Here is a 23,946-nt window from a genome sequence, read left to right as displayed (position 1 = left end):
TCAGCCGCCGCTCTTCACGTCATTGGTCCAGCGCGACAGCAGCCGCTTCCGCTCGGCCGAGGAGCCGTATTTCTCGAAGTCGTAGTGGATCAGCTTGATGTTGCTGGTGTCCGGCGATTCCGGCGGCACCGCGGAGGCCTTGTTCGACGGCACCTGGAAGCTGCCGTTCCTGGCGGCGATCGCCTGCGCCTCGGGCGTCAGCGCCCAGTCGTAGAACTTCTTCGCCTCTTCCACGTGGCGCGCGCCCTTGACCAGGCTCATCGACCCGATCTCGTAGCCCGTGCCCTCGCAGGGCGAGACCACCTTCACCGCCGGCGACTGCTTGGCGGCGTTGATCAGGTCGTGCTGGAAGGCGATGCCGACGATCGTCTCGCCGCTGGCCACGGCCTGGGCCGGCGCCGCGCCGGCGCTGGTGTACTGGTCGATGTTCCGGTTCAGGCCGACCAAGTACTCGAACGCCTTGTCCTCGCCCATCAGCTGCACGATGGTCGCCAGCATGGTCCAGGCGGTGCCGGAGGAGTTCGGGTCCGCCATCTGGACCTCGCCCTCGAATTCCGGCTTCAGCAGGTCGGACCAGCAGGCCGGCGCCGGCAGGTTCCGGTCCTTCAGCTCCTTTTCGTTGTAGCCGAAGCCGAGCACGCCGAGATACAGCCCGACCGTGCGGTCGCCGGAGCGCCTGGCCTGGTCCTGCGCCCAGTCCTGCAGTTGGTCCAGCAGCGGCGACTTGTAAGTCTCGGTCAGGCCCTCGGATGCGGCCTGCAGATGCGGGTCGCCGGTGCCGCCGTACCAGATGTCGCCGCGCGGATTGTCCTTCTCCGCCCGCAGGCGGGCATAGATCTCGCCGGCGCTCTGCCGCGTCATGTCGACATGGATGCCGGTCTTCTCCTGGAAGGCGCTGGCCGCGGCCCGGCACCATTCCTCGTTCACGCCGCAATAGACCACCACAGAGCCCTCCGCCCGGGCCGGGGCGGCGTTCAGCGCCATCCCGGCGACCAGCGCGACCGCCGCGCAGGACAGAGCCGCAGTGTTCCGCGTCATGGGCATCGGATCCTCCCTCTCATTGTTTTTGCAACCGTGTGCAAATGCTGTTCGATCGTCACCAAACCGTCAATGACAAATTTGTGACAGTCTGCAAACAGGCGAGATCACCCTTCACGATTGAACATATTTTCGCGGAAACCGTTCGTCCGAGCCTTGTTTGCACCTGGTTGCAAAGAGCTTATGATAGGGTGATCGAACAACGGAGCAGACCGGCATGCCCGGCCGAGACAGCACGCCACCGGAACCCCCGCCGCCGGCGGAAGATCTCGCCTCCCGGCGCTTTGTCGGCGCCCGCGCCGTGGCCGAGCTGGCAGGCGTGTCGCGCTCCGCCGTGTCCCGCACCTTCACCCCCGGCGCCAGCGTGTCCGAAGAGACCCGGCGCCGCGTCCTGGCCGCGGCGGAGGCGCTGGGCTACCACGTCAACCACCTGGCGCGCGGCGTGTCGCGGCAGGAGACCGGGATCGTCTGCCTGGTCGTGGCGGATATCGACGCGGCGCAGCCGTCGCGGCTGACGCGGGCTATCACGGAACGGCTGCAGGAGGCCGGCAAGGTGGCCGTGCTGCTGTGCGTCGGGGGGCCGTCGGACGACGTCGCCGCCACGCTGCGCCGCGCCCTCAACTACCGCGCCGACGCCACGGTCGTGATGTCGGGCACGCCGGCCCAGTCGATCGTGCGCGAATGCCTGGACAACGGGCAGCGGCTGATCCTGATCAGCCGCGACGACCGGATCGTCGGGCCGGACAACATCCTGCTGGACAATGCCGGTGCGGCGCGGAGGGCGCTGAACCTGTTCCTGCGCGCCGGCTGCCGCCGGCCGGCCGTGGTGACGACCGAGCTCGGCACGCCCAGCCTGTCGGCCCGGACGGACGCATTCGTCGACGCCGCCCGCTCGGTCGGCATCGAGCCGGCCGTGGTCCGGCTGGGGCAGATGACCAGCTACGACAACGGTGTGGCTGCCGCCCGCCGGCTGTTCACGGAGGCGGAGCGGCCGGACGCGGTGTTCTGCGTCAACGACGTGACCGCCTTCGGCCTGATCGACGCGGCGCGGCAGGAGTTCGGGCTGCGGGTGCCGGAGGACGTGTCGGTGATCGGCTTCGACAACGTCATGCAGGCGGGCTGGCTTTCCTATCAGCTCACGACCTTCGACCATCCGGTCGAAGACATCGCCCGGCACGCCGTCGCGCTGGCCGCGGAGAGCCGGACGGGACGAACGGCGCCGGCGAGGATCAAGCTCACGCCCGAACTGGTCTGGCGGCGCACGGTGCGGGTCTGATGGAGAGGCCGGGGATCGGGTTCGCGATCGAGGTGTTCGTGCGCGGGCACGCGGCCGGCAAGAGCCGCACGTTTCCCTACGAGGTCAGCCGCGTCGGGCCGCTGTGGCTGATGCGCGACGCGCCGCGCCGGAATCCGCGCGACTACCGCAAGGAGGAGTGGATCGCGCATGGTGTCGCCCCCGCCGAGGCGGATGCGGCAGCGCGACAGCACGCACGCGGACGCTACTTCGTCTGCGCCCTGGTCGCCGAGGGCGAGCCGGACGAGCCGACCCGAGCCGCCTACAAGGCCCTGGGCTACCGGCTGCTCGGAACGGAGGGCTTCTTCGTGCAGCGGCTGGAGCGGATTCCGACGCCGTCCTCCCCCGTCGCGATCGAGCGCCTGTCGACCCCCGGGCTGGCCTCGCAGCTGGCAAAGATCACCCGCACCCGGCCGATCGCGGACCATCTGCTCGGCGACGACGCCCCGTTCCGCCAGTATGTGGCGATCGACGGCGCGGACATCGTCGGGCGCGTGCGCAGCGTGGATGCCGCGGGCGCGACATGGTGCGCGGACATGCATGTCGACCCCGCGCACCGGCGCCGCGGCATCGGCCGGGCGCTGCTGGCGAGGATGCTGCGGGACGACCGCGACCGCGGCTCCGCCTGCTCGGTGCTGACCGCGAGCCATGCGGGGGCGCTGCTCTATCCCCGCGTGGGTTACGAGCGGATCGGGACGCTGTTCGTGTTCGCGCCAAGGCGGGAGACGCCGCCATAGACAGGCAGCGCGCCGGGTCCCTGCCCTCCCCCGGCATCTTCCCATTTGTCCGGGTCGCTCCGATCGGCATACTCGGCCGCATGGTCGACCTGCACTATTCCGACTCCGATCTCGCCGCGCTGTACGACGCGGTCTGCCCGCGGGCGGAGAGGAGCGATTTCGACTTCTACCTGCCCTTCATCATGGCGGCGCCGGCGGTGCTCGATCTCGGCTGCGGCACCGGCGCGTTGCTGCGCGAGGCCCGACAGGCGGGCCATGCCGGGCGGCTCTGCGGCCTCGATCCCGCGGCCGGGATGATCGCGCAGGCACAGCGGCACGCCAGTATCGAATGGGTCCAGGGCGACCTCGGCTCGGCCGGCTTCAGGCACGAGTTCGACCTGATCGTCATGACCGGCCACGCCTTCCAGGCGGTGGTCGAGGACGAGGAGATCCGGGCCCTGCTCGGTCATGTCCGCGCCGCCCTGGCCGCGGAGGGCCGCTTCGCCTTCGAGACCCGCAACCCGGCGGCGCGGGAATGGGAGGGCTGGGACCGGCAATATGCCGCCGAGGTCGAGGACAGCGCCGGCCGGCCGGTCACCATGGCCTGCCGGGTCGAGACGCCGTTCGACGGCCGCACCGTCTCCTTCACCCAGACCTTCACCAACCCGGCCTGGGCCGAACCGCGGGTGAGCTGGAGCACGCTGCGCTTCCTCGACGCGGACGCGCTGGCCGCGTTCCTGGCCGAGGCCGGCCTGGCGGTCGAGGCGCAGTTCGGCGACTGGGACCGCAGCCCCGTGACCGAGCGGAGCCCGGAGATCATCACGGTCACGCGGCCGGCGTAGCGGGCTAGCCGCTGCGCGATCCTTCCCCCAAGACCCGGTCGATGGCAGCGGCCCGGCGGATGCCCTCAGGAGGCTGTCAGCCGCTCGACACGCGACGAGAGTTTCTGCGATCGTTCCCGCCATTCCTGGGGTGATGGTCGCCCACAGGGCCTTGGAGTTTTCTAATGAGCATTCTGCGATTCGTTGTTCTGGCGTCAGCCATCGCCCTCTATTGCACAACCGCCTCGGCCGACTGGATGTCGGAACAGCGGATCGAGGCGATATATCGGTACGTCGTGGATCAGCAGCGCATTGAAAATGCAGCAATCTTCATAAACATCCTCATCGCCGCCGTATGCGGATATTTGGCAAAAGGGGAAGACAGAAGTATTATTGGATGGGCGTTGATCGGCCTTCTTTTGGATGTAAGCGGCATCATCGTGTTCTATCTGGTCGTCATACTCGACCATCTGCGAAGCAAGCGCGCCTAGCTCTCGTTCAGCTCCAGTCAACGGACAAGCCGTTCATGCGGATGTTCCGTCGCCCTCTCCCAACGGCGCCTCCCGCCCCCCCCGAACCTCTCGCGATAGGCGGCCGGCGGGACGCCGAGGCGGCGCAGGAAGGCGCGGCGCATGCGCTCCTCGTCGCCAAAGCCGCAGAGGGCGGCGATGCGCTTGACCGGCATCGCGCCCTCCTCGAGATGCCGGCACGCCGCCTCCAGCCGCAGCTCCTGCACCAGCTTGGCCGGAGTGCCGCCATGCCAGCGGACGAAGGCGCGGGCGAAGCTGCGCGGGGCCATGCCGACCGAGCGTGCCAGGGCCTCGACCGAAAGGTCGGCGGCGAGGTTGTCCACGATCCAGGCCGGCAGCTCCGTCAGCTTCGATGGCGCCGCGCCGAGCCTGGTCTGCGCCGCGAGCGCGCCGCTGAACTGCGCCTGGCCGCCGGAGCGGCGCAGGAACACCACCAGATCCTTGGCCACGGCGAGGCTGACGCGGCGGCCGTGGTCGTCCTCGACCAGGGCCAGGGCGAGGTCGATCCCCGCCGACATCCCGGCCGAGGTCCAGACCGGGCCGTCGCGCAGATAGATCGGGTCGAGCTCGACCTTCACCTGCGGATAGCGGGCCCGCAGCGCCGGCACCTCGCACCAATGGGTCACCGCCCGCCTTCCGTCGAGCAGCCCGGCCGCGGCCAGCAGGAAGGCGCCGTTGCAGACGCTGCAGACGCGCCGGGCCACGTGGGCCGCCCGCCGGATCCAGCCGATCAGCGGCGCCTCGGCCGGGAAGTCCGCGGCCCCCTTCCCGCCGACCACGATCAGCGTGTCGAGCCGCGACAGGTCGAGCGCCGAGAGGGGCCGGGTGTCGACGGCGAGGCCGGAGGTGGTGCGGACCAGCCCGCCGGCCTCGGACAGCACCTGCAGGTCGTAGCGGCCGCCGCCGAGGAGATGATCGGCCATGCCGAACACCTCGGCCGGACCGGTGACGTTCAGCCCGAGCGCCCGGTCGAACAGGACGAAGGCGATGGTGCGGCGTGTCTGCATGGCGGCACCTGGCAGGAAAGGAGGGGCCTCTGTCATATCGGACAGCCGCCGCCCCGGCTAGGGTCGGGCCGACACGTCCCAGACCCGAGGCCGAGATGGATGTCGCCGCCGAACAGGCCGCGCGGCGCGAGCCGCCCGCGCTGCTGCCGATCCTGACGCTGACGCTGTGCGCCTTCGCGCTGACCACCGCCGAATTCGTCGTCGCCGGCATCCTGCCGGAGGTGGCGGCCGGCCTGTCGGTCTCGCTCCCGGCCGCCGGCCATCTGGTGACGGCCTACGCGCTGGGCATGGTGGCGGGCGGGCCGGTGCTGACGCTGCTGACCGTCCGGCTGCCGCGCAAGCCGTTGGCGGCCGGGCTGCTGGCCGTCTTCGTCGCCGGCAACCTGGCCGCGGCCGCCGCGCCGGGGTATGCCGTGCTGCTGGCCGCGCGGGCGGCCAGCGGCCTCGTCGTCGCCACCTTCTTCGCCATGGCGGTGGTCGTCGCCGCGTCGCTGGCTCCGCCGGGCCGGCAGGCCTCGGCCGTGGCCAAGGTAGCGCTGGGCTTCAATCTCGCGATGATCCTGGGCGCGCCCATCGGCACCGCGATCGGCCAGGTTTTCGGCTGGCGGGCCACCTTCCTGGCCATCGCCGCGCTGGCGGCGGTGGCGCTGGCGCTGATGGTCCGCTTCGTGCCGGTCCGCGGCGCCGCGACGACCGGGTCGGCGGCGGCGGAGCTGCGCGTGCTGCGGCGGCGCGACCTGCAGCTGGCCCTGGCCCTGACCGCGGCCGGCAATGCCGGGGTGCTGATGGTCTTCACCTATCTGGCGCCGCTCCTGACCCAGGTCGCCGGCTTCGCCGCCGCCTCCGTGCCGGCGCTGCTGCTGACCTACGGCATCGGCGCCACGCTGGGGAACCTGGCGGGCGGCTGGCTGTCGGACCGTGCCCTGATGCCGTCGCTGATCGGGCTGCTGGCGGCCCTGGCGGCGGTGCTGGCGCTGGGCGCGGTGGTGGGCCATCTGCAGGTCCCGGCCGCGATCCTGGTATTCGCGGTCGGCGCCCTGGCCTTCGCCGTGATCCCGGGGATGCAGACCCGGGTGCTGGCCACCGCCGGTGCCGCCCCGACCCTGGGCATCGCGCTGAACGCCTCGGGCTTCCAGATCGCCGCGGCCGCCGCGGCCTGGCTGGGCGGCCGGGTGATCGACAGCGGCCCCGGCCTCGCTGCGCTCTACCCCGCCGGCGCTATCGTCACCCTCGCCGGCGTGGCGCTGGCGGTTCTGTGCTGGCGGCGGGACAGGCGGAAGGCCTAGCCGCCCTCGGCCATGTCGTAGACATCCTCGCCGTAGCGGATGCCGCCGGTCGGGTCGGGGTAGGCCATGTAGTAGGTCATCCGCACCGGGATCCGGCTCGGCACCCGGGCGAAATGGGTCTTGCCGGTGGCGATCGCGGCCTCGACCGCGGCGGTGTCGATGCCCAGCACCCACGCGGCGAGGCCGAGATAGTTCTCGACCCGGATGCAGCCATTCGACACCGCCCGGTTGTCGGTGGCGAACAGCTTCCGGTTGTTGGTGTCGTGCAGATAGATCGCCTGGTCGTTGTCGAGTTCGAACTTCAAGAGGCCGAGGGCGTTGTCGTCGCCCGGCGGCTGCCAGAACTTCCAGCCCATGGTGCCGACCAGCTCCGGCGGCACCTGGGCCGGGTCGAAGGTCTGGCCCTCCGGCGTCTTCACCACCACGCCGTGCTTGCGCATCTCGGTGTACTGGCCGGCCGCCATCTGGGCCTTGTACTTCTTGGTCAGCCCCGGCGGCACGGTCCAGTCCGGGTTGTACTTGACCGCGAACATGTTGGACTGGATCAGCGGCGTCTGGGTCAGGGGCGACCCGACCACGGCGCGGGTGCGCAGCACCTCGACCCCGTTCTCGAAGGCGATGATCTCCGCGGTCGGGACATTCACGATGATCGACTTGCCCCGCGCCGGCGGCGGCTGGTAGCGGGCCAGCGTCTGGCGCAGCGATGCCGCCTCGTCCGCCGGGGTGAAGTTCAGCGCCCGCAGCGTGCGGCGGCCGACCACGCCATCGTCGCGCAGGCCCCAGCGCGACTGCAGCAGCTTGACCCGCTGGGTCAGCGCCTCGTCATAGACCAGGGTGGCCGGCGCCACCGGGCCGATCAGCTCCGGCTCGGTCTCGGCGATCGCCGTGGCCGGTTCGGCCGGCGCCGCCTCGGGCTGGGCGATAGCGGGCTCCGCGGCCGCGGGCGCGGCGGATTCGGGCAGCGTGATGCCCATGGCGTCGAGCCGCTGGCGCAGCAGCGGCACGCGCGGATCGACGGCGCTGGGCTTGAGGGTACCCACGGGAATCGCCGACGGCGCCGAGGCCAGCTCGGCCTCCGTCCGCTCCAGCGCCATGCGCAGCTGGGCGTGGACCTTGTCCTCCGGCGGCACCGGCGTCGGCTTGGTCGCGGCCATCGCGACATGCGGCGCCAGCGCCAGCGCCAGGACCAGGGCCCAACGAATCATCATCGTACCTTCCTCGCCGGTCCGTTGTCCGGACCGGCCCCCCACAGCTTCCTTCCGGCCGGAATGGACCGTTCCGCCGCGCCGCGGTCAAGCCTTTCGAGACGGGCCGGAGCGGGCATCATCGCCGCGGTCTCGGCGCCGGCGATCCGCAATCGCTGCACGCCACCGTTGCGCCGGACGCCCGATCGGGGGAGATGTTGAGATAGGCCGTTCGAACGGCGCGGAGCGTGGCGGATGCCGGGGATGGATCAGGCGGAGAGGAAGCGCGATCAGGCGGCACGGGCGGCATGGCTGTCCTATGTCTCCGGCCTGACACAGGACGAGATCGCACGGCGGCTCAACGTCTCGCGCATGGCGGCGCAGCGCCTGCTGGCCTTCGCCGCGCAGGAGGGCATGGTCAAGGTCCGCATCGACCACCCGATCGCCGCCTGCATGGAGCTGGGCGAGCGCATCGCCCGCCGCCACGGGCTGCGCTTCTGCGAGGTGGTGCCGGCCGACCCGATGGCGCCGGCCGAGGCCAACCTGCCGGCGCTGGCCATCGCCGGCGCCACCTGGATCGAGCGGCTGGTCGACACCGACAGGCCGCTGGTGATCGGCGTCGGCAACGGCCGCAGCGTGCGCGCGGCGGTGGAGGAGATGGCGTCCTCGCCGCGGCCGCAGCACCGGGTGGTCTCGGTCACCGGCAACATCGCCCGCGATTCCTCCTACAACCCGTTCGACGTGGTGATGCGCCTCGGCGACCGGCTGGGCGCCCAGCGCTACCTGATGCCGGCGCCGCTGATCGCCGAGAGCGCCGAGGACCGGCGGGTGCTGGAGGAGCAGAAACCGTTCCGCGAGATCATGGCGCTGGCGGCGCGGGCCGACGCGATCCTGATCGGCATCGGCCAGCTCGACGACAGCGCGCCGGTGCTGCAGGACAAGGTGATCACCCGCGCCGAATACGAGGCGCTGCGCCAGGCCGGCGCGATCGGCGAGGTGCTGGGCAACTTCCTCGACGCCGAGGGCCGGGTCCTGGCCTCGCCGCTGCGCGACCGGGTGGTCGGCCTGCCGCTCGACGCCGTCGCCAGGCGCCCGGCCGTGGCCATCGCCGGCGGCGCCGCCAAGGTGCCGGCGATCCGCGCGGTGCTGACCCGCGGCCTGCTGCAGGGCCTGATCACCGACGAGACCGCGGCGGCGGCACTGGTGCGGCTGGGCTAACCCGCCCCTTGCGGCACCGGATGGCGCGGTTCGTAGAGGCCGAGCCGGCCGCCGCCCGGCAGATGGATGGCGGACAGAAGACCCCAGCCCTCGTCGCTGACCGGAGCGCAGTCGACGCCCTTCTCGCCCAGCCGGGAGATCTCGGCCGTCAGGTCGTCGCACATCAGGAAGAGCTCGTGCCGGTCGTTGGCCTCGGCAGGATGGCAGGCGATCTCGGCGGGCGGCGCCGCGAAGATCAGCCAGCCGTCGCCGGCATCGACCGAGGCCAGGCCGAGGACGTCCCGGAAGAAGGCGCGATCCGCCTCGGCGTCGCGGGTGTAGATCACGGCATGAAGACCGGTCAGCATTGGTCCCTCCGGCGATGGATGGCGAATGCCCATCCAACCGGCCCGCCGGGATCGATGTTCCGCCCGGCCGGCGTCGATACGGCGCCTGGTGGGCGTGCGCCGACCGTCAGCGGAACCGCTGCGGCGGCGCCTGGATCACCGGGGCGGCCGCGTCGAGGATGGCGCGCCGGTCCCCGGTCAGCGGCGGGTAGATGCGCTGGCAGTTGATCAGGCGCTTGGTCTGCTTCGCGGCCGGCCCCTGCGTCACCACCTGGCGGTCCCAGCCCTCGGTGTAGACGGCGCCCCAGGCGCCGAGATCGAGGATGGTGGTGTACCAGTCGATCCGCATCGGCAGCAGCGGCCGGCCGAGCAGGTCGGCGGCCGCGTTGTATCCGCCGAAGCGGCCCATCGGCCGGCCATGCTGGCAGGACATCACCGAGGCGTGGCTGTCGTCGACCATCGCCCGCGCCGAATCGCCGACGGCGAACTCGGCCTCGAGGCCGATGATCTTCAGGGTCGGATCGACCGGCAGCCGGCCTAGCCGGTCACGCTCCACCGGGAACTGGGCGGTCAGCGGGCTGGCCCGCATGCCGGCGCACCAGATCACGGTCGCGGCCGGGATCACCTCGCCGGTCGACAGCGTCGCCCCGTCGGCGTCGACGGCGGCGACCGACACGCCCGTCCGCGTCTCGACCCCCAGCGCGGCCAGGGCGGTCTCGATCACCGGCCGGGCGCTGTCGCCCATGTCGGAGCCGACCTGCGGCGCGTGGTCGGCCAGGATCACCCGGCCCGTCTTGCCGATCCGGTCCACCATCTCGGTCGCGACCTCGATGCCGGTCAGGCCGGCGCCGACGACCAGGACCGTGTCTCGCCCCGGCGCTGCCGGCCGCCCGCCCAGCCCGGCGAGATGGTCGGCGAGGCGACGGGCGCCGGCAAAGGTGTCGATGTCGAAGCCGTGCTCGGCCAGCCCCGGAATCGGCGGGCGGACGAGGCAGCTGCCGAGCGCGAAGACCAGGCGGTCATAGGGCAGCTCCGTCCCCTCCCCCGAGACGGTGACGCTGCGCCGCGCGAGGTCGATGCCCGTCACCTCGCCCTCGACCCGGCGGACGCCGATCGGGTCGAGCACCGAGGCCAAGAGCACGCGGATCGCGCCGAGATCGGCCTCGTAGTTGCGCACGCGGATGCAGTGCCAGGCGTCGCGGTTGACCAGAGTCACCTCGACCCGGTCGGGCCCGATTCCGAATTCGTCGAGCGCCCGCGCCGCGCCGACCGCGGCCCACAGCCCGGCGAACCCTGCGCCCAGGATCAAGATGCGCTGCATCCCCGCCCTCGCCCGCTGGTCCGGCCTGAACGCTAGGACCGGCCCGGACGGGAGGCAACGCCGTCCTTCGGCTGAACGCGGCAGATCAGCCCCGGCTCAGGCTCGCGCCCGGCCCGGCGGATCGGCCGCCGCCCAGAGATCGGCGACCTGCAGGAACTCCCGCCGCAGGGCAGCGAGGCCGAGCTGTAGCAGGACGAGGCCGGTCGACACCCGCTCGATGAAACCCCAGTGCCAGATCGGTCCGGGCTTGACCCCGGTGCGGCGTGAGAGGCCGAGGCAGCGGGCTCGGCCTTTCCGGCCGCCAGCGCCCGGCGCCGCACCTCCTCGTTCACGCGGATGGTCGTCATTCCCATCCTATGCCGCCCGTCGTCGCGAGGCGCACGGTGCCATGGCGATCGCCATGTAGCTTAACTCGCGCCGTTTGGTTAGAACAAAAAGAGAACATAGACTTCATAGGAGGCAACTGCACTCGAGCATGGTTTCGCGCCACGGCCGCCCCATGGCAGCGGCGCCGCTCAGCTATCCCCTTTCCATCGATCCGGAGCGCAATGCGAATGCCGACCATCACAAATGTCCAGACGGTTGCCACGATTCAGGATCTGACTCAGATTTGCGACACATGTCGCCAAGCCGAGGTTCCCATCGAAGTGCGGGGCTACTGGTCGGACGGCGACGGCGGCGGCGGGCTGTTCCGCTGGTCGCCGGGAGACACCGCCGCCGACGACATGGGGATGGTGATCGCGCCGGCAACTGCCGGCAACAACCCTGGCCGCTGGCGGCGGATCACCAGCGATTCGACGGTCAATGTCCGATGGTTCGGGGCCAGGGCGGACAACACGACCGACGATCACGACCGCATCCAGAAGGCCCTGGACACGAAGAAGAACGTCTTCTTGCCCGCGGGCTACTACCTGATCCGCAGTCCGCTGATCCTGAAGATCCATGGCCAGCAGCTGTCGGGCTGCTCGCCCTGTGACACCACTCACAATCCACTCGATGCGAGCACCGCCGAGGACCTCAAGAAGACCAAGACCGTCATCATCGTCGATGCCGGCTGCGATGGCATCCAGAACACCAGTTCCCTGGGATCCCAGCTCACGGTGAGCAACCTGCACATCGTCTCGACGATCGCGGATGCCACCAACGGCTGGACCGGCATCAACCTGTCGATCGGGACCTTCAACAAGGCCCTGACCGGCAGGGACTGCAAGGTCCTGGGCGTCGCCATCTGGAACTTCCGGTATGGCGTGTCGATCGGCTCGTCCGACCCGGCAAATATCGAGCCCAATGCCTGGGGCTGGCGGCTGCAGGACGTCAAGACGATCAGCTGTGCCGTCGGTTTCCGCATCAACGGCATGGGCAAGATCGGCTGGGCGGCCCAGAGCATCATGGATTCCTGCTCTGCGCTGCTCAACTACGGCAGCTATTGGATTGACGCCGGCGTCGATGCCCGGGGATGTCATCAGATCGGCGGAGACGTCCAATACAACAACTGCCGGTTCGAAGGATATCAGCGCAACTTCGTCCTGGAGTCGGGGTACGCCACCCTCGTCAAGCCTGCGCTTGAGAGTGCCTATACCTGCATCATTTCCGCCACATCCGATTCCCGCCTCACCATCGTCGGCGGATACGGCACGATCGCGGCAGACACCACGCGGACCTGCTTCATGCTGAAGGTCTACAAGGCGCCGGATGCGCCGCGGGACCTGATGGGCAACATCAGCCTCACGGATTTCGATCTCACCGACAATCTGTGGTTCAACACCGGCACCTCCATGAAGTTGAAGGCGCTGGCCAGCCTGGACGAGCCGGCCGATGTTCGGATCACCGGCTTGACCATCCGGAAGATGGCTCCACAGTTCGACACCCCGGCCAAGATCTTTGATGTCGGGACTGCGGCCAATCCCCGGTATACTCCTCTGGTCGTGGCCTTCGCCGGAGGCCCGGACGACGCCAACTACTACAAGTCGTTCAGATACGTCGCCAATCAGCCGGATCTATCGGGCAGCAGCAGCGCCAACATGACAAGGCTCAACGATTCTCCTTTCTGAACTTTGGAATCCACAGAGTCCTGGATAGTCCAGGAGGATCTGATCTGCCGGCCTGAAACGTATCGTAGATAGAGACAAGCAAGCCCCGCCGGGTCGCGCCAGCGGGGCTTGCTCCAATAGGGGCGGCTGATAAGCGGGGCGCAACCCGTACGCCCCCGAGCCCCTCAATCCCAGCTGAGCGCGCCGCCGTTCTGGTATTCGATCACCCGGGTCTCGAAGAAGTTCTTCTCCTTCTTCAGGTCCATCGCCTCGGACATCCAGGGGAACGGGTTCTCGGTCTCAGCGAAGACCGGGGCGAGGCCAAGCTGGGCGCAGCGGCGGTTGGCGATGAAGTGCATGTACTGCCCGCACAGCGCCGCGTTCAGGCCGAGGAAGCCGCGGGGCATGGTGTCCCGGCCGTAGGCGGCCTCGAGCTCCGCCGCCTCGGCCAGCATCCCCCGCAGCTCCTGCTGGAATTCGCCGGTCCAGAGATGCGGGTTCTCGATCTTGATCTGGTTGATGACGTCGATGCCGAAGTTCAGATGGATCGACTCGTCGCGCAGGATGTACTGGTACTGCTCGGCGATGCCGACCATCTTGTTGCGCCGGCCCAGCGACAGGATCTGGGCGAAGCCGGTGTAGAACCACATCCCCTCGAACACGACGTAGAAGGCCACCAGGTCGCGCAGGAAGGCCTGGTCCGCCGCCGGCGTGCCGGTGCGGAAGGACGGGTCGGACAGATTGCGGGTGTAGTCCAGCGCCCAGGCCGCCTTGTCGGTGATCGACGGCACCTCGCGGTACATGTTGAACAGCTCGCCCTCGTCCAGGCCCAGGCTGTCGACCACGTACTGGAAGGTGTGGGTGTGCACCGCCTCCTCGAAAGCCTGGCGCAGCAGGTACTGGCGGCATTCGGGGTTGGTCAGGTGGCGGTAGATCGCCAGCACGATGTTGTTGGCGACCAGCGATTCGGACGCGGCGAAGAAGCCGAGGTTGCGCTTCACCGCCCGGCGCTCGTCCTCGGTCAGCCCATCGCGCGACTTCCACAGCGCGATGTCGGCCTGCATCGAGACCTCGGTCGGCATCCAGTGGTTGTTGCAGCCGGCAAGGTACTTCTCCCACGCCCAGCGGTACTTCATCGGCAGCAGCTGGTTCACGTCGGCCCGGCAGTTGATCATCGCCTTGTCGTCGATGCTGACCCGGCCGCCGGTCCGGTCGATGGCGCCGAGGCCGGTGGCGTCGGCCGCGGGCGCATCGGCCCGCGGCGTCCGGACCGGCGCGGCGGAGGGGGTGTCGGACCAGTCGAGCATGGTCATGGGCGTGGTCTTCCTGGGCTCACCGCGATGATGGGACGCCGGCTTCGTGGTCTCGGCCAACGACGCAGGGCCGGGAAAGCTACAAGATGTTGCCATCCACAGCAAGGCCGCACGCTACGGATAGCGTCGGAAGTCCGGATCGACGGAAGCGATGATGCCTGAAGATTACGCCGTCAAATCCGGCTCAGCCGGCGTGAAGCCTGGCGCCGACACACCGCCGGCGCCCTCGCCGCCCCTCGAGTCTCGGGCGCTGCTGAAGAAGCAACATAAAGTCATTTTTGCTTCCCAGCGCTTTTAGATCAAAACTGCATATCGCGCATTTGAGGAGAATTGCAGACTTTTGCTGAAGCGGACGGGCAGATCTCCAAGGGACGCCGAGCACCTGCCTCAAGCGGCACTTGTATGCATGCGAATGAAAGCTGCGAGCGCAACCAGAAATGGGAGAATTTTTTGATTGCGATGCGAGCAACATTGCCGAAGGATGGCGAAATGGGGGTGCGTAGACAGTCGAAATGCTGAAGCGCGTTCCACCTTCGGATGCGGAGGTGGGTATCGGCGAAACCGTCGGCGGCCTCGGTGTCCGTCAAGAGATGGCCGCGGCGGTCGGACCGGAAATCAAGCGAAAGGGCCTCGGCCCGGCGTCCCGACAAGACTACGCACCGCAAACAGGGGGACATCGACAGCCATGAGCACTCGATCCACGTCGGGACCGTCGCGGCGTCGTATTTCGGCGCCCGTATCCACCCCCGAGTGGCGATGTACCTTCTCACCACCGTCGTGCCCGGATCGATGCCGGCACGGTGATGCGCCGGCCGCCGGCTGAGCGCAGTCCGGAGCGCCGAGCCAGACCGATCCGGCACGGTCTCCGATCCATTCCCGTACCGACGAACCGACGCTTCAGCCGGAGCTGACGCTGCACTCACCCGTGGGAATTCCGTCCCGCGACCGGATGGGCGTCGCCGATTTCATTGCCGTGTCAAAAGATAGGGGGAGCAAGACATGTGCATCCTGTGCCAGACGGGCTACAGCAAGGAGCACTCCACGCCGGGAGGCGTGGCGGTTTCAGGATCGTTCACGATCAGTCCGGAAGATCTCCAGAACTGGCAGAACATCGACCAGACGCCGGACAATCCCTACGGCAAAGACACCGATTACGAGACGTTCCTCAACTACCTGGGCGCGCTGAACCGCCCGCTGACGCCCGAGCAGGCGCAGTCGCCGATCGTGGTGAACGTCTCCGAGCTCGCCGACCATCCGGACTACATGGAGGCCGCGATCGGGGCGCTGGAGATGTGGTCGGCGGTGACGCCGCTGCAGTTCGAGATCGTCACCGACCGGCCCTACGACCCTGACACCGACTATCTCGAGGTCGTCAGCCCGGAGCTCGGGGAGCCGAGCGACGGCAGCGCCTTCTCCGCCGGCCGCTATGTCAGCGTCGGGCAGCGGTTCCACGACACCGAGCCGAACGCGACCGAGCCGGGCGGCTACATCTTCAACACCTTCATCCATGAATTCGGCCATGAATGGGGCCTGAACCATCCGGGCTTCTACAATTACGGCGGCCCCGGCGGCCCGCAGATCACCTATTACAACGACGCCAAATGGGTCTATGACCAGCAGCAATATTCGGTGATGTCGTATTTCGACAGCATCGACACCGGCGGCACCACGGCCTGGACCAACACCACGCCCGGGATCGCCGATATCGAAGCCGTCATCCGGCGCTTCTTCTCGACCGTCGACGCGAACGGCGTGCGGACGTACCAGGACATCCAGCTCAACACCGGCGACGACGTCTACGGCTTCGGCAGCACCCGGCTGGGCTACACCCTGACGGCGGACGGCCCGACCCACGACATCGGCTTCGTGGTCCACGACACCGGCGGCTACGACACGATCGACTTCTCGGGGTCGACCGCCAGCACCATCCTGGACCTGCGCGAGGGCCGCTTCTCCAGCGTCAACGGCCACAGCTGGAACGTCGCGATCTTCGACGGCCACAACGCGGACGCGACGCAGTACTATGTCGAGAAGGGCGTCGGCAGCGACTTCCTCGACATCATCATCGGCAATGACGGCGAGAACGAGCTGCTGGGCGGCGGCGGCGACGACAAGATCGACGGCGGCAACGGCGCCGACGAGATCCATGGCGGCGCCGGCGACGACCTGATCGTCGGCGGCCTGGACAGCAAGGACAGCCGCGACCGCAACAACACCCTGCCCCCGGACGACCTGCCCGAAAGCAACGACGGCGACGACCGGCTGTACGGGGAGGACGGCAACGACACGATCAATGCTGGCCAGGGCAACGACCTGCTCTATGGCGGCGCCGGCGACGACATCCTTCGCGGCATGGCCGGCGTCGATGTCTTCTACGGCGGCGACGGCATCGACACGGTCGATTTCAGCCTGGAGAGCCCGTTCCAGCTGCTGGTCAACCTGGTGACCAACGTCGCCAGCGGCGGCACCGCCAGCGGCGACACCTTCTACAGCATCGAGAACCTGATCGGGTCGGACGACCGCATCGACCGCTTCATCGGCGGCGACGAGGCCAACTACTTCCTCGGCCTGGGCGGCGGCGACGTGCTCAGCGGCGGCGGCGGCGACGACAAGCTCGAGGGCGCCCGCGACGGCGACGTGCTGAACGGCGACGCCGGCAACGACACCCTCATCGGCGGCGCCGGGGCGGACTATCTGGACGGCGGCGACGGCATCGACACGGCCGACTACACGCTCGACGAGCGCCAGCCGATGTTCGGTCCGCCGCGGACGCCTGCCACCGAGGGTGTGACCGTCGACCTCGCGGCCGGCACCGCCAGGGGCGGTGACGGCGAAGGCGACACGACGACGACGCATCAGTACGACCGGCTGGTGAACATCGAGAACGTCATCGGCTCGAAATTCGCCGACACCCTGATCGGTAATGCGGGCGTGAACGTCCTGTCGGGCGCCGCGGGCGACGACACCCTGGCCGGGGGCGGCGGGGCGGACACGCTCGACGGCGGCGCCGGGCTCGACATGGCGGCCTATTACGGCAGCACCACGGGCGTGACCGTCGATCTCGGCGTGGCCAGCACGCATCAGGAGACCTATGTCTCGATCGAGGGCCTGGCCGGCTCCGGCCATGACGACCGTCTCACCGGCGATGCCGGCGACAACAAGCTCGTCGGCCAAGGCGGCGACGACGTCCTGAAGGGGGGTGCCGGAAGCGACACGCTGGACGGCGACTTCATCCCCTTCCCCGTCTCCGGCGTCGGCATGGGCGACGGCTACGCCACCCTGGGGCCGGATGCGACGAACAACTCGGTCGCCGCTGCCCACGACCTGACCGACGACTTCTCGCTCGTCGCCGATTCGGACATCGTCGATGCGACTACCCTCCCGCACACCACGGTCAACGCCACCGGCAACGGCGAGGGGGGCTACTACAAGCTGACGGTGAATGCGGGGTCGATCATCACCGCCGATATCGACCACACGTCGGACGGGCTGAGCGACAGCTTCCTCTGGCTCGTTCGGGCCGACGGCACCGTGGTCGCCTTCAACGACGACGGCGGAAACGATCCCGGCTCCAGTCGCCGGACGGATTCGGCGTTCACCTTCAAGGTCGCCGAGACCGGGGACTATTACATCGTGGTCGGGCAATACAACAACGACACGGGAGAGCCCGAACAGGCCGTCCCCGACGGCGCGACCTATGAGCTGAACGTCTCTGTGGCCCCGCCCCCGCCGGTGATGCCGAACATCGGCGAGGCCGGAGACGACACGCTCGAAGGCGGTGCCGGCGACGACACCCTCTTCGGCCGCGCCGGGGACGACATCCTCCGCGGCGGCGCCGGCGCCGACGCTCTCGACGGCGGCTCCGGCATCGATCGGGCCAGCTATTTCGGCGTGAGCCAGGCGGTGACGGTCGATCTCGCGGCCGGCATCGGCCATGGCGGCGAGGCGGAAGGCGACACCTATGCCGGCATCGAGAGGGCCAGCGGCGGCAAGGGCGGCGACACGCTCATCGGCAATGCCGGCGACAACGTCTTCTGGGGCTATGAAGGCGACGACACGCTCGCCGGTGGCGCCGGAAAGGACACGCTGTCCGGCGGCGCCGGGGCCGATGTGTTCGACTTCTCGGCCCTCGGCGACAGCGTCCTCGGCGCCCTCGCCGACGTGATCACCGACTTCAGCCATGCCCAGGGCGACCGCATCGATCTCTCCGGGATCGACGCCGATACCGGCACCGCCGGCGACCAGGCGTTCAGCTTCATCGGCTCGGCCACCTACAGCGGCCAAGCCGGCGAGCTGCGCTTCGCCTCGACGACGCCGTCGACGACCACCATCGCCGGCGATGTCGACGGGGACGGCAGGTCCGATTTCCATGTCGTGCTGAGAGGGCTCGTCGATCTGGCGGGAGCCGATTTCGTGCTCTGATCTTCGGTCTCGACGCAAAGCGAAGGAGGCGGCGGCTGCAACCGCCGCCTCTTTCCGTTTCCGCCGTCCGTCCGGAAGCGCCTCTGAGGCCCGATGAGCCCGCCCGCTCAGACAGCCGCCCGCGTCAGCGCGGCGACAACGCTGTCGATCGGTTCCCGGCCGCGGCGCGGCTCGGCGGCCGGATCGCTGCCGAAGTCGATATGGCCGTCGTTGACGCCCCGCATCATCTCGACGAAGCCGGCGATTGCCGGGGCACTCAGGCCGCTGCGCGACAGCGCTTCGCCCCAGCCCGCCTCCGGGACGGCGACGGCGTGCACCGGCTTGCCGAGCGCCCGGGCGAAAGCCGCGGCGACATCGTCAGGGGAATAATCGGCTGGTCCTTGCAGGGCGATCTTTCGCTGTCCAGCCCAGTCCTCACGCAGGGCCTCGGCGGCGATGCGGCCGATATCGGCGGTCGCGACCATCGGGATGGCCCGGTCGAGCGGTGCGAGGAAGCTGGGCAGCACGCCTTCCGCGGCGGCGACGCTAGCCACCTCGGCCCAGTTCTCCATGAAGTAGGCGGCGCGAAGGAAGGCCACCGGCAGGCCGATCGCGGCCAGCCGCTGTTCGAGGGTCCGGTTGGTGGCGATCAACCCTGTTCCGCTCGGCCGGTCCGAGCCGACGGAGGACAGGATGACGAGCTTCGGCAGGCGAGCGGCGACAACCGCCTCGGCGATTGCCTCGGCCACCGCTGCGGCGTCGCCGAACGGATCCTCCGACGCATAGCCGGGCGGGTTCAGAAGGTAGGCGCCGCGGGCACCGGCGAGGGCGGCGGCCAGTGTCCCGGCGTCGCCGAGGTCGGCGACCGCGACCTCCGCCCCCCGCCGCGCCCAATCCTCGGCCTTGACCGCATTTCGCACGACGACACGGACAGGCTCGCCCGCTTCGATCAGAGCCCGGGCGGCGGCGGCACCCGTGTTCCCGCTCACGCCGGCAACGACATACATGGCTTTTCTCCCGAGTTGGGCCCGTCCACGACCGGGCCGGTGCCGAGGAGATGCGGTGGGGATCGCCATATCTCAAATGCATGGATATGATCTTTCACATGCGTGAAGTGGATCTGGCTGGAGTCGACCTCAACCTGCTGAAGCTGCTCGACGCGCTGCTGCAGGAGCGCAGCGTCACCCGGGCCGGGCTGCGGCTCGGCCTCAGCCAGCCGGCCGCCAGCCGGGCTCTCGGCCGGCTGCGCCGGCTGCTGGCCGACCGGATCGTGGTGCGAACGCCGAAGGGGCTGGAGCTGACGCCGCGGGCCGCTGCCCTGGCCGAGCCGGTGGCGCGGCTGCTGGAGAGCGCCCGGGCGATCGTGGCACCGACGGATTTCGATCCGGCGACGGCGCGCGGCCGCGTCACTATCGCGGGCGTCGACTACACGACCTTGCTGGTGATGCCCGCCCTGGTGTCACGGCTGTCGCGCCTCGCGCCCGGGCTGGACATTGAGATCCCGCCCCCAGCCGGCGACCATGTCGGGCTGATCGCCGCGGATGCCGCCGATCTGGCGCTCGGCGTCTACGACGCGCTGCCGGCCGGCTTCTTCCGCCGGGCACTCTACGAGGAGGACCTGGTCTGCGCCGTCCGCCGCGGCCATCCCGTGATCGCAGCAGGGCTGACGCTGGAGCGCTTCGCCGCTCTGTCGCATCTGCTGGTGATCGTCACCGGCCGGGGTGAGGCGCCGGTGGACGTCGCGCTGGCCCGGCGCGGGCTGACCCGGCGGGTGGCGATGCGGCTGCCGCATTTCATCGCCGCACCAATGCTGGTCGCCGAGAGCGACATGATCCTGTCGCTGCCGCGCCGGTTGGCGCGCCGCATCGCCGCCACGGCGCCGATCGAGATTCTGGAGCTGCCGCTGGAGATCGGACCTCTCACCGTGTCGATGATCTGGCACGAGCGGCGACAGGACGACCCGGCCCATGCCTGGCTTCGCCGACAGCTGGCGGAGGCGGCGCGCGCGGCGGCCGCCGGCTGACCACCGGGCGCAGTGATCTATATCGGGACCTATTTCACCCCGGAGCTGACGGAAGCCTTGCTCGGCCGCGTGCTGCCGAAGGCCGGTGTCGCACCGCTGGTCGCCGACCTGCCGGCGGGGGTCGAGGTCTCGCTGCGCCGTGCGGAAAGCCGGGAGCTTCTGTTCGTCCAGAACACCAACGCGGAGACCGCGGTGCTGACATCGCCCCCGACGGGGCAGGATCTTCTCAGCGGCGGCGCCGTCGGGACGGAGCCGCTTCGGCTGGAGGGTTATGACTGTGCCATCATCCGGCTCGGCAGCATCCAGACGGGGCCTGTCTGAACACGCCCAAACCGGACCAGGCGGCGGCATCGAAGATCACCTCATCGGGAATCCTGTCGATGGCTGGGATCGAGCGGCATCGGCCCCGGTATCGGGCGCCCTCGCCCATTCCGGTCGGCGGTCGTGGCGAACACATTTTCCAGAAAATGTCAGGTGTGGAGCCAGCTCTGCCCCACACCTGACGAGATGAATTCACGAAAGTGCAGGACGCCGCTTCACTGGCAGGCCTCGCAGCTGGGGTCGTCGATCGGGCAGACCAGCGGCGCCGGCTCGGGCGCCGGGGCCGGGGCGGCCACGACCGGTGCCGGGGCGGCGACGGCGTTGAGCTTGCCGTCGGTGCCTTTCAGCGTCGACTTCTCGACATGGGTCGCGCTCATCGCCCGCAGATAATAGGTGGTCTTCAGGCCGCGCTTCCAGGCCAGGCGGTAGAGCGCGTCCAGCTTCCGGCCGTTCGGGTTGGCGATGTAGAGGTTCAGCGACTGTGCCTGGTCGATCCATTTCTGCCGCCGCGCAGCCGCCTCGACCAGCCAGGAGGCGTCGATCTCGAAGGCGGTGGCGTAGAGCGCCTTCAGGTCGTCCGGCACCCGGTCGATGGCGCCGAGGCTGCCGTCGAAATACTTCAGGTCCGAGATCATCACCTCGTCCCACAGGCCGAGCGCCTTGAGGTCGCGGACCAGGCCGGGGTTCACCACGGTGAAGTCGCCCGACATGTTGGCCTTGACGTAGAGGTTGCGGAAGGCCGGCTCGATCGACTGGGCGACGCCGCAGATGTTGGAGATGGTCGCGGTCGGCGCGATCGCCATGCAGTTGGAGTTGCGCATGCCGACCGTGCGCACCCGCTCGCGCAGGCCGCTCCAGTCGAGGGTCGAGGAGCGGTCGAGGTCGAGCACGCCGCTGCGCGCCTCGGCCAGCAGCTCGACGGAATCGATCGGCAGGATGCCGCGGCTCCACAGCGAGCCCTCGAAGGAGGGATAGCGGCCGCGCTCCGCCGCCAGGTCGACCGAGGCGGAAATGGCGTGGAAGCTGATCACCTCCATGCTCTCATCGGCGAAGCGCACCGCGGCTTCGGACGCCACCGGCAGGCGCAGCGCCTGCAGCGCGTCCTGGAAGCCCATCAGGCCGAGCCCGACCGGGCGGTGCCGCAGGTTGGAGCGGCGCGCCTCGGGGATGGTGTAGAAGTTGATGTCGATGACGTTGTCCAGCATCCGCATCGCGGTGCGGATGGTGCGCTCCAGCCGCGCCCGGTCGAGGCCGCGCTCGGACACGTGGTTGGCCAGGTTGATCGAGCCGAGATTGCAGACCGCGACCTCGTCGTCCGAGGTGTTCAGCGTGATCTCGGTGCACAGGTTGGAGGAGTGCACGACGCCGACATGGCCCTGCGGCGAGCGGATGTTGCAGGGGTCCTTGAAGGTCACCCAGGGGTGGCCGGTCTCGAACAGCATGGTCAGCATGCGCCGCCACAGGTCGAGCGCGCGGACCTGCCTGTGGACGCGGATCTCGCCGCGCGCGGCCTTGGCCTCATAGGCCTCGTAGGCCGTCTTGAAGGCCGGGCCGTAGAGGTCGTGCAGGTCCGGCACCTCGTCCGGCGAGAACAGCGTCCAGGGGCCGTCGGCCTCGACCCGCTCCAGGAACAGGTCCGGCACCCAGTTGGCGGTGTTCATGTCATGGGTGCGGCGCCGGTCGTCGCCGGTGTTCTTGCGCAGGTCGAGGAATTCCTCGATGTCGACGTGCCAGGTCTCGAGATAGGCGCAGACGGCACCCTTGCGCTTGCCGCCCTGGTTCACCGCGATGGCGGTGTCGTTGGCGACCTTCAGGAAGGGCACCACGCCCTGCGACTGGCCGTTGGTGCCGCGGATATGGGCGCCGAGGCCGCGCACCCGGGTCCAGGCGTTGCCGAGGCCGCCGGCGTATTTCGACAGCAGCGCGTTGTCGCGGATCGACTTGAAGATGCCGTCGAGGTCGTCCGGCACCGAGGTCAGGAAGCAGGAGGACAGCTGCGGCCGCGGCGTGCCGGCGTTGAACAGCGTCGGCGTCGAGCACATGAAGTCGAAGGAGGAGAGCAGGTCGTAGAACTCGATCGCCCTCGCCTCGCGGTCGATCTCACGCAGCGCCAGCCCCATGGCGACGCGCATGAAGAAGGCCTGCGGCAGCTCGAAGCGGATGCCTTCGGTCTGCAGGAAATAACGGTCGTAGAGGGTCTGCAGGCCCAGGAACTGGAACTGCAGGTCGCGCTCCGGCTTCAGCGCCGCCGACAGCCTGGCCAGGTCGAAGCGGCCGAGTTCGGCGTCCAAGAGGCCGACATCGATGCCCTTCTTGACATAGGCCGGGAAGTACTCGGCATAGCCCTCGGCCATCTCCGCCTGGGTGGCGCGGGTGGGGCGGCCGTGAACGAAGGACAGCGCCTCCCGCCGCAGCATGTCGAGCAGCAGGCGGGCGCTGACATGGGTGTAGTTCGGCTCGGCCTCGATCAGGGTGCGGGCCGCCATGATCGGCGCCAGCGCCAGCTCGGCCTCGCTGATGCCGTCATAGAGGTTGCGCCGGGTCTCGGCCAGGACCGGGGCGGGGTCGACATCGGCCAGGCCGGCGCAGGCCTCCTCCACCAGCCGGGCCAGGCGTGCCTGGTCGAGCGGCGCGCGGCTGCCGTCGGCCGCGGTGACGTGCAGCGCCGGGGCGACCGGAGTGGCTTCGACCTTGGCCGCGGCGGCGGCGCGCTCGCGCGCCCGGTCCTCGCGGTACAGCACATAGGCGCGGGCGACCTTGTGGTGCTCGCCGCGCATCAGCGCCAGCTCGACCTGGTCCTGCACCTCCTCGATGTGGAAGGTGCGGCCGTGGTCGGCCCGGCGGGTCAGGGCGCCGACGATCTGGGCGGTCAGGCCCTCGACGATGTCGTGCACCCGGCGCGAGGCGGCGGCGCCGGAGCCCTCGACCGCCAGGAACGCCTTGGTCAGCGCCACCGAGATCTTGGAGGCGTCGAAGGCGGTGACGGCGCCGTTGCGGCGGATCACCTGATAGGCCGGCTCGGCAGCAGCGCGCGGCGCGGCCGGGGCGGCGGGCGCGCCCCCGGCGAGGGCGCGGTCGGATTCGAGGAGGACAGACATCGGCAAACCCCATGATCGT

Annotated in this window: 18 protein-coding genes; 10 read left to right on the top strand and 8 right to left on the bottom strand. The window is 69.4% G+C overall.

From position 1 onward, the window contains the following. Window positions 1–1,038 carry an ABC transporter substrate-binding protein gene (locus G537_RS0116115; protein ID WP_026870998.1) on the bottom strand — a complete coding sequence of 346 codons (1,038 nt, stop codon included), beginning with the start codon at window positions 1,036–1,038 and terminating at the stop codon, window positions 1–3. A gap of 217 nt (window positions 1,039–1,255) precedes the next feature. On the opposite strand from G537_RS0116115, the gene G537_RS38270 reads away from it, so the two are divergent. The 4 genes from G537_RS38270 (at window position 1,256) to G537_RS0116095 (ending at window position 4,360) form a co-directional block, all read left to right on the top strand. Beyond that, a complete protein-coding gene (locus tag G537_RS38270; RefSeq protein WP_051248467.1) occupies window positions 1,256–2,314 on the top strand; it encodes a LacI family DNA-binding transcriptional regulator in 1,059 nt (352 codons plus the stop codon). Continuing rightward, the gene (locus tag G537_RS0116105) at window positions 2,314–3,069 is read left to right on the top strand and encodes a GNAT family N-acetyltransferase (RefSeq protein ID WP_026870997.1); all 756 of its coding nucleotides are present in this window, start codon (window positions 2,314–2,316) and stop codon (window positions 3,067–3,069) included. The genes G537_RS38270 and G537_RS0116105 overlap by 1 nt, the downstream gene beginning before the upstream one ends. Before the next feature lie 80 nt (window positions 3,070–3,149). Next, complete coding sequence (locus G537_RS0116100; protein ID WP_026870996.1) at window positions 3,150–3,890, top strand: class I SAM-dependent methyltransferase; 741 nt, start codon at window positions 3,150–3,152, stop codon at window positions 3,888–3,890. A gap of 164 nt (window positions 3,891–4,054) precedes the next feature. Continuing rightward, window positions 4,055–4,360, top strand: coding sequence for a hypothetical protein (locus G537_RS0116095; protein ID WP_026870995.1), 306 nt, complete (start codon window positions 4,055–4,057; stop codon window positions 4,358–4,360). A gap of 17 nt (window positions 4,361–4,377) precedes the next feature. On the opposite strand, the gene G537_RS38265 is transcribed toward G537_RS0116095, so the two are convergent. After that, the gene (locus G537_RS38265) at window positions 4,378–5,406 is read right to left on the bottom strand and encodes a GlxA family transcriptional regulator (protein WP_051248466.1); all 1,029 of its coding nucleotides are present in this window, start codon (window positions 5,404–5,406) and stop codon (window positions 4,378–4,380) included. A 95-nt stretch (window positions 5,407–5,501) separates the two neighbouring features. Between G537_RS38265 and G537_RS38260 the strand changes: the two genes are divergently transcribed. Beyond that, window positions 5,502–6,692 (top strand): MFS transporter, encoded by a 1,191-nt coding sequence (locus G537_RS38260; RefSeq protein ID WP_064742148.1) that lies wholly within the window; start codon window positions 5,502–5,504, stop codon window positions 6,690–6,692. Here G537_RS38260 and G537_RS0116080 read toward each other — a convergent pair. Further along, window positions 6,689–7,900, bottom strand: coding sequence for a L,D-transpeptidase family protein (locus tag G537_RS0116080; protein WP_026870994.1), 1,212 nt, complete (start codon window positions 7,898–7,900; stop codon window positions 6,689–6,691). The two genes, G537_RS38260 and G537_RS0116080, sit on opposite strands and share 4 nt — an antisense overlap. Window positions 7,901–8,131: 231 nt before the next feature. Between G537_RS0116080 and G537_RS0116075 the strand changes: the two genes are divergently transcribed. Beyond that, on the top strand, window positions 8,132–9,094 hold the full coding sequence (locus G537_RS0116075) for a sugar-binding transcriptional regulator (protein ID WP_211230400.1): 963 nt from the start codon (window positions 8,132–8,134) through the stop codon (window positions 9,092–9,094). Here G537_RS0116075 and G537_RS0116070 read toward each other — a convergent pair. Both G537_RS0116070 and G537_RS0116065 read right to left on the bottom strand, forming a co-directional pair. Then, on the bottom strand, window positions 9,091–9,441 hold the full coding sequence (locus tag G537_RS0116070; protein WP_034851881.1) for a VOC family protein: 351 nt from the start codon (window positions 9,439–9,441) through the stop codon (window positions 9,091–9,093). The two genes, G537_RS0116075 and G537_RS0116070, sit on opposite strands and share 4 nt — an antisense overlap. A 106-nt stretch (window positions 9,442–9,547) precedes the next feature. Then, window positions 9,548–10,741 carry an NAD(P)/FAD-dependent oxidoreductase gene (locus tag G537_RS0116065; RefSeq protein WP_026870991.1) on the bottom strand — a complete coding sequence of 398 codons (1,194 nt, stop codon included), beginning with the start codon at window positions 10,739–10,741 and terminating at the stop codon, window positions 9,548–9,550. A gap of 554 nt (window positions 10,742–11,295) precedes the next feature. On the opposite strand from G537_RS0116065, the gene G537_RS0116055 reads away from it, so the two are divergent. Beyond that, window positions 11,296–12,792, top strand: coding sequence for a glycosyl hydrolase family 28-related protein (locus G537_RS0116055; protein WP_162146114.1), 1,497 nt, complete (start codon window positions 11,296–11,298; stop codon window positions 12,790–12,792). Between the two features lie 164 nt (window positions 12,793–12,956). Here G537_RS0116055 and G537_RS38255 read toward each other — a convergent pair whose 3' ends face one another. Beyond that, window positions 12,957–14,084 (bottom strand): ribonucleotide-diphosphate reductase subunit beta, encoded by a 1,128-nt coding sequence (locus tag G537_RS38255; protein WP_211230399.1) that lies wholly within the window; start codon window positions 14,082–14,084, stop codon window positions 12,957–12,959. A gap of 999 nt (window positions 14,085–15,083) precedes the next feature. Here G537_RS38255 and G537_RS38250 point away from each other — a divergent pair. Continuing rightward, window positions 15,084–18,506 (top strand): M10 family metallopeptidase C-terminal domain-containing protein, encoded by a 3,423-nt coding sequence (locus tag G537_RS38250; RefSeq protein WP_051248465.1) that lies wholly within the window; start codon window positions 15,084–15,086, stop codon window positions 18,504–18,506. A gap of 107 nt (window positions 18,507–18,613) precedes the next feature. Here the strand turns inward: G537_RS38250 and G537_RS0116040 are convergent, their stop codons facing one another. Continuing rightward, window positions 18,614–19,561, bottom strand: coding sequence for an NmrA family NAD(P)-binding protein (locus G537_RS0116040; protein WP_211230398.1), 948 nt, complete (start codon window positions 19,559–19,561; stop codon window positions 18,614–18,616). A 29-nt stretch (window positions 19,562–19,590) separates the two neighbouring features. Between G537_RS0116040 and G537_RS0116035 the strand changes: the two genes are divergently transcribed. Further along, window positions 19,591–20,508 (top strand): LysR family transcriptional regulator, encoded by a 918-nt coding sequence (locus tag G537_RS0116035; protein ID WP_034851913.1) that lies wholly within the window; start codon window positions 19,591–19,593, stop codon window positions 20,506–20,508. 12 nt (window positions 20,509–20,520) lie between these two features. Beyond that, on the top strand, window positions 20,521–20,829 hold the full coding sequence (locus G537_RS0116030; protein WP_026870987.1) for a Beta-galactosidase C-terminal domain: 309 nt from the start codon (window positions 20,521–20,523) through the stop codon (window positions 20,827–20,829). 215 nt (window positions 20,830–21,044) lie between these two features. On the opposite strand, the gene G537_RS0116025 is transcribed toward G537_RS0116030, so the two are convergent. Next, a complete protein-coding gene (locus tag G537_RS0116025) occupies window positions 21,045–23,927 on the bottom strand; it encodes a ribonucleoside-diphosphate reductase subunit alpha (RefSeq protein WP_026870986.1) in 2,883 nt (960 codons plus the stop codon). Window positions 23,928–23,946: the final 19 nt, after the last annotated feature.

Origin of the sequence: Inquilinus limosus DSM 16000, assembly GCF_000423185.1 — a bacterium.
GTDB lineage: Bacteria > Pseudomonadota > Alphaproteobacteria > DSM-16000 > Inquilinaceae > Inquilinus > Inquilinus limosus.
The sequence above is the reverse complement of the archived record's forward strand: the minus strand, read 5'-3'. Positions and strand labels throughout refer to the sequence as shown.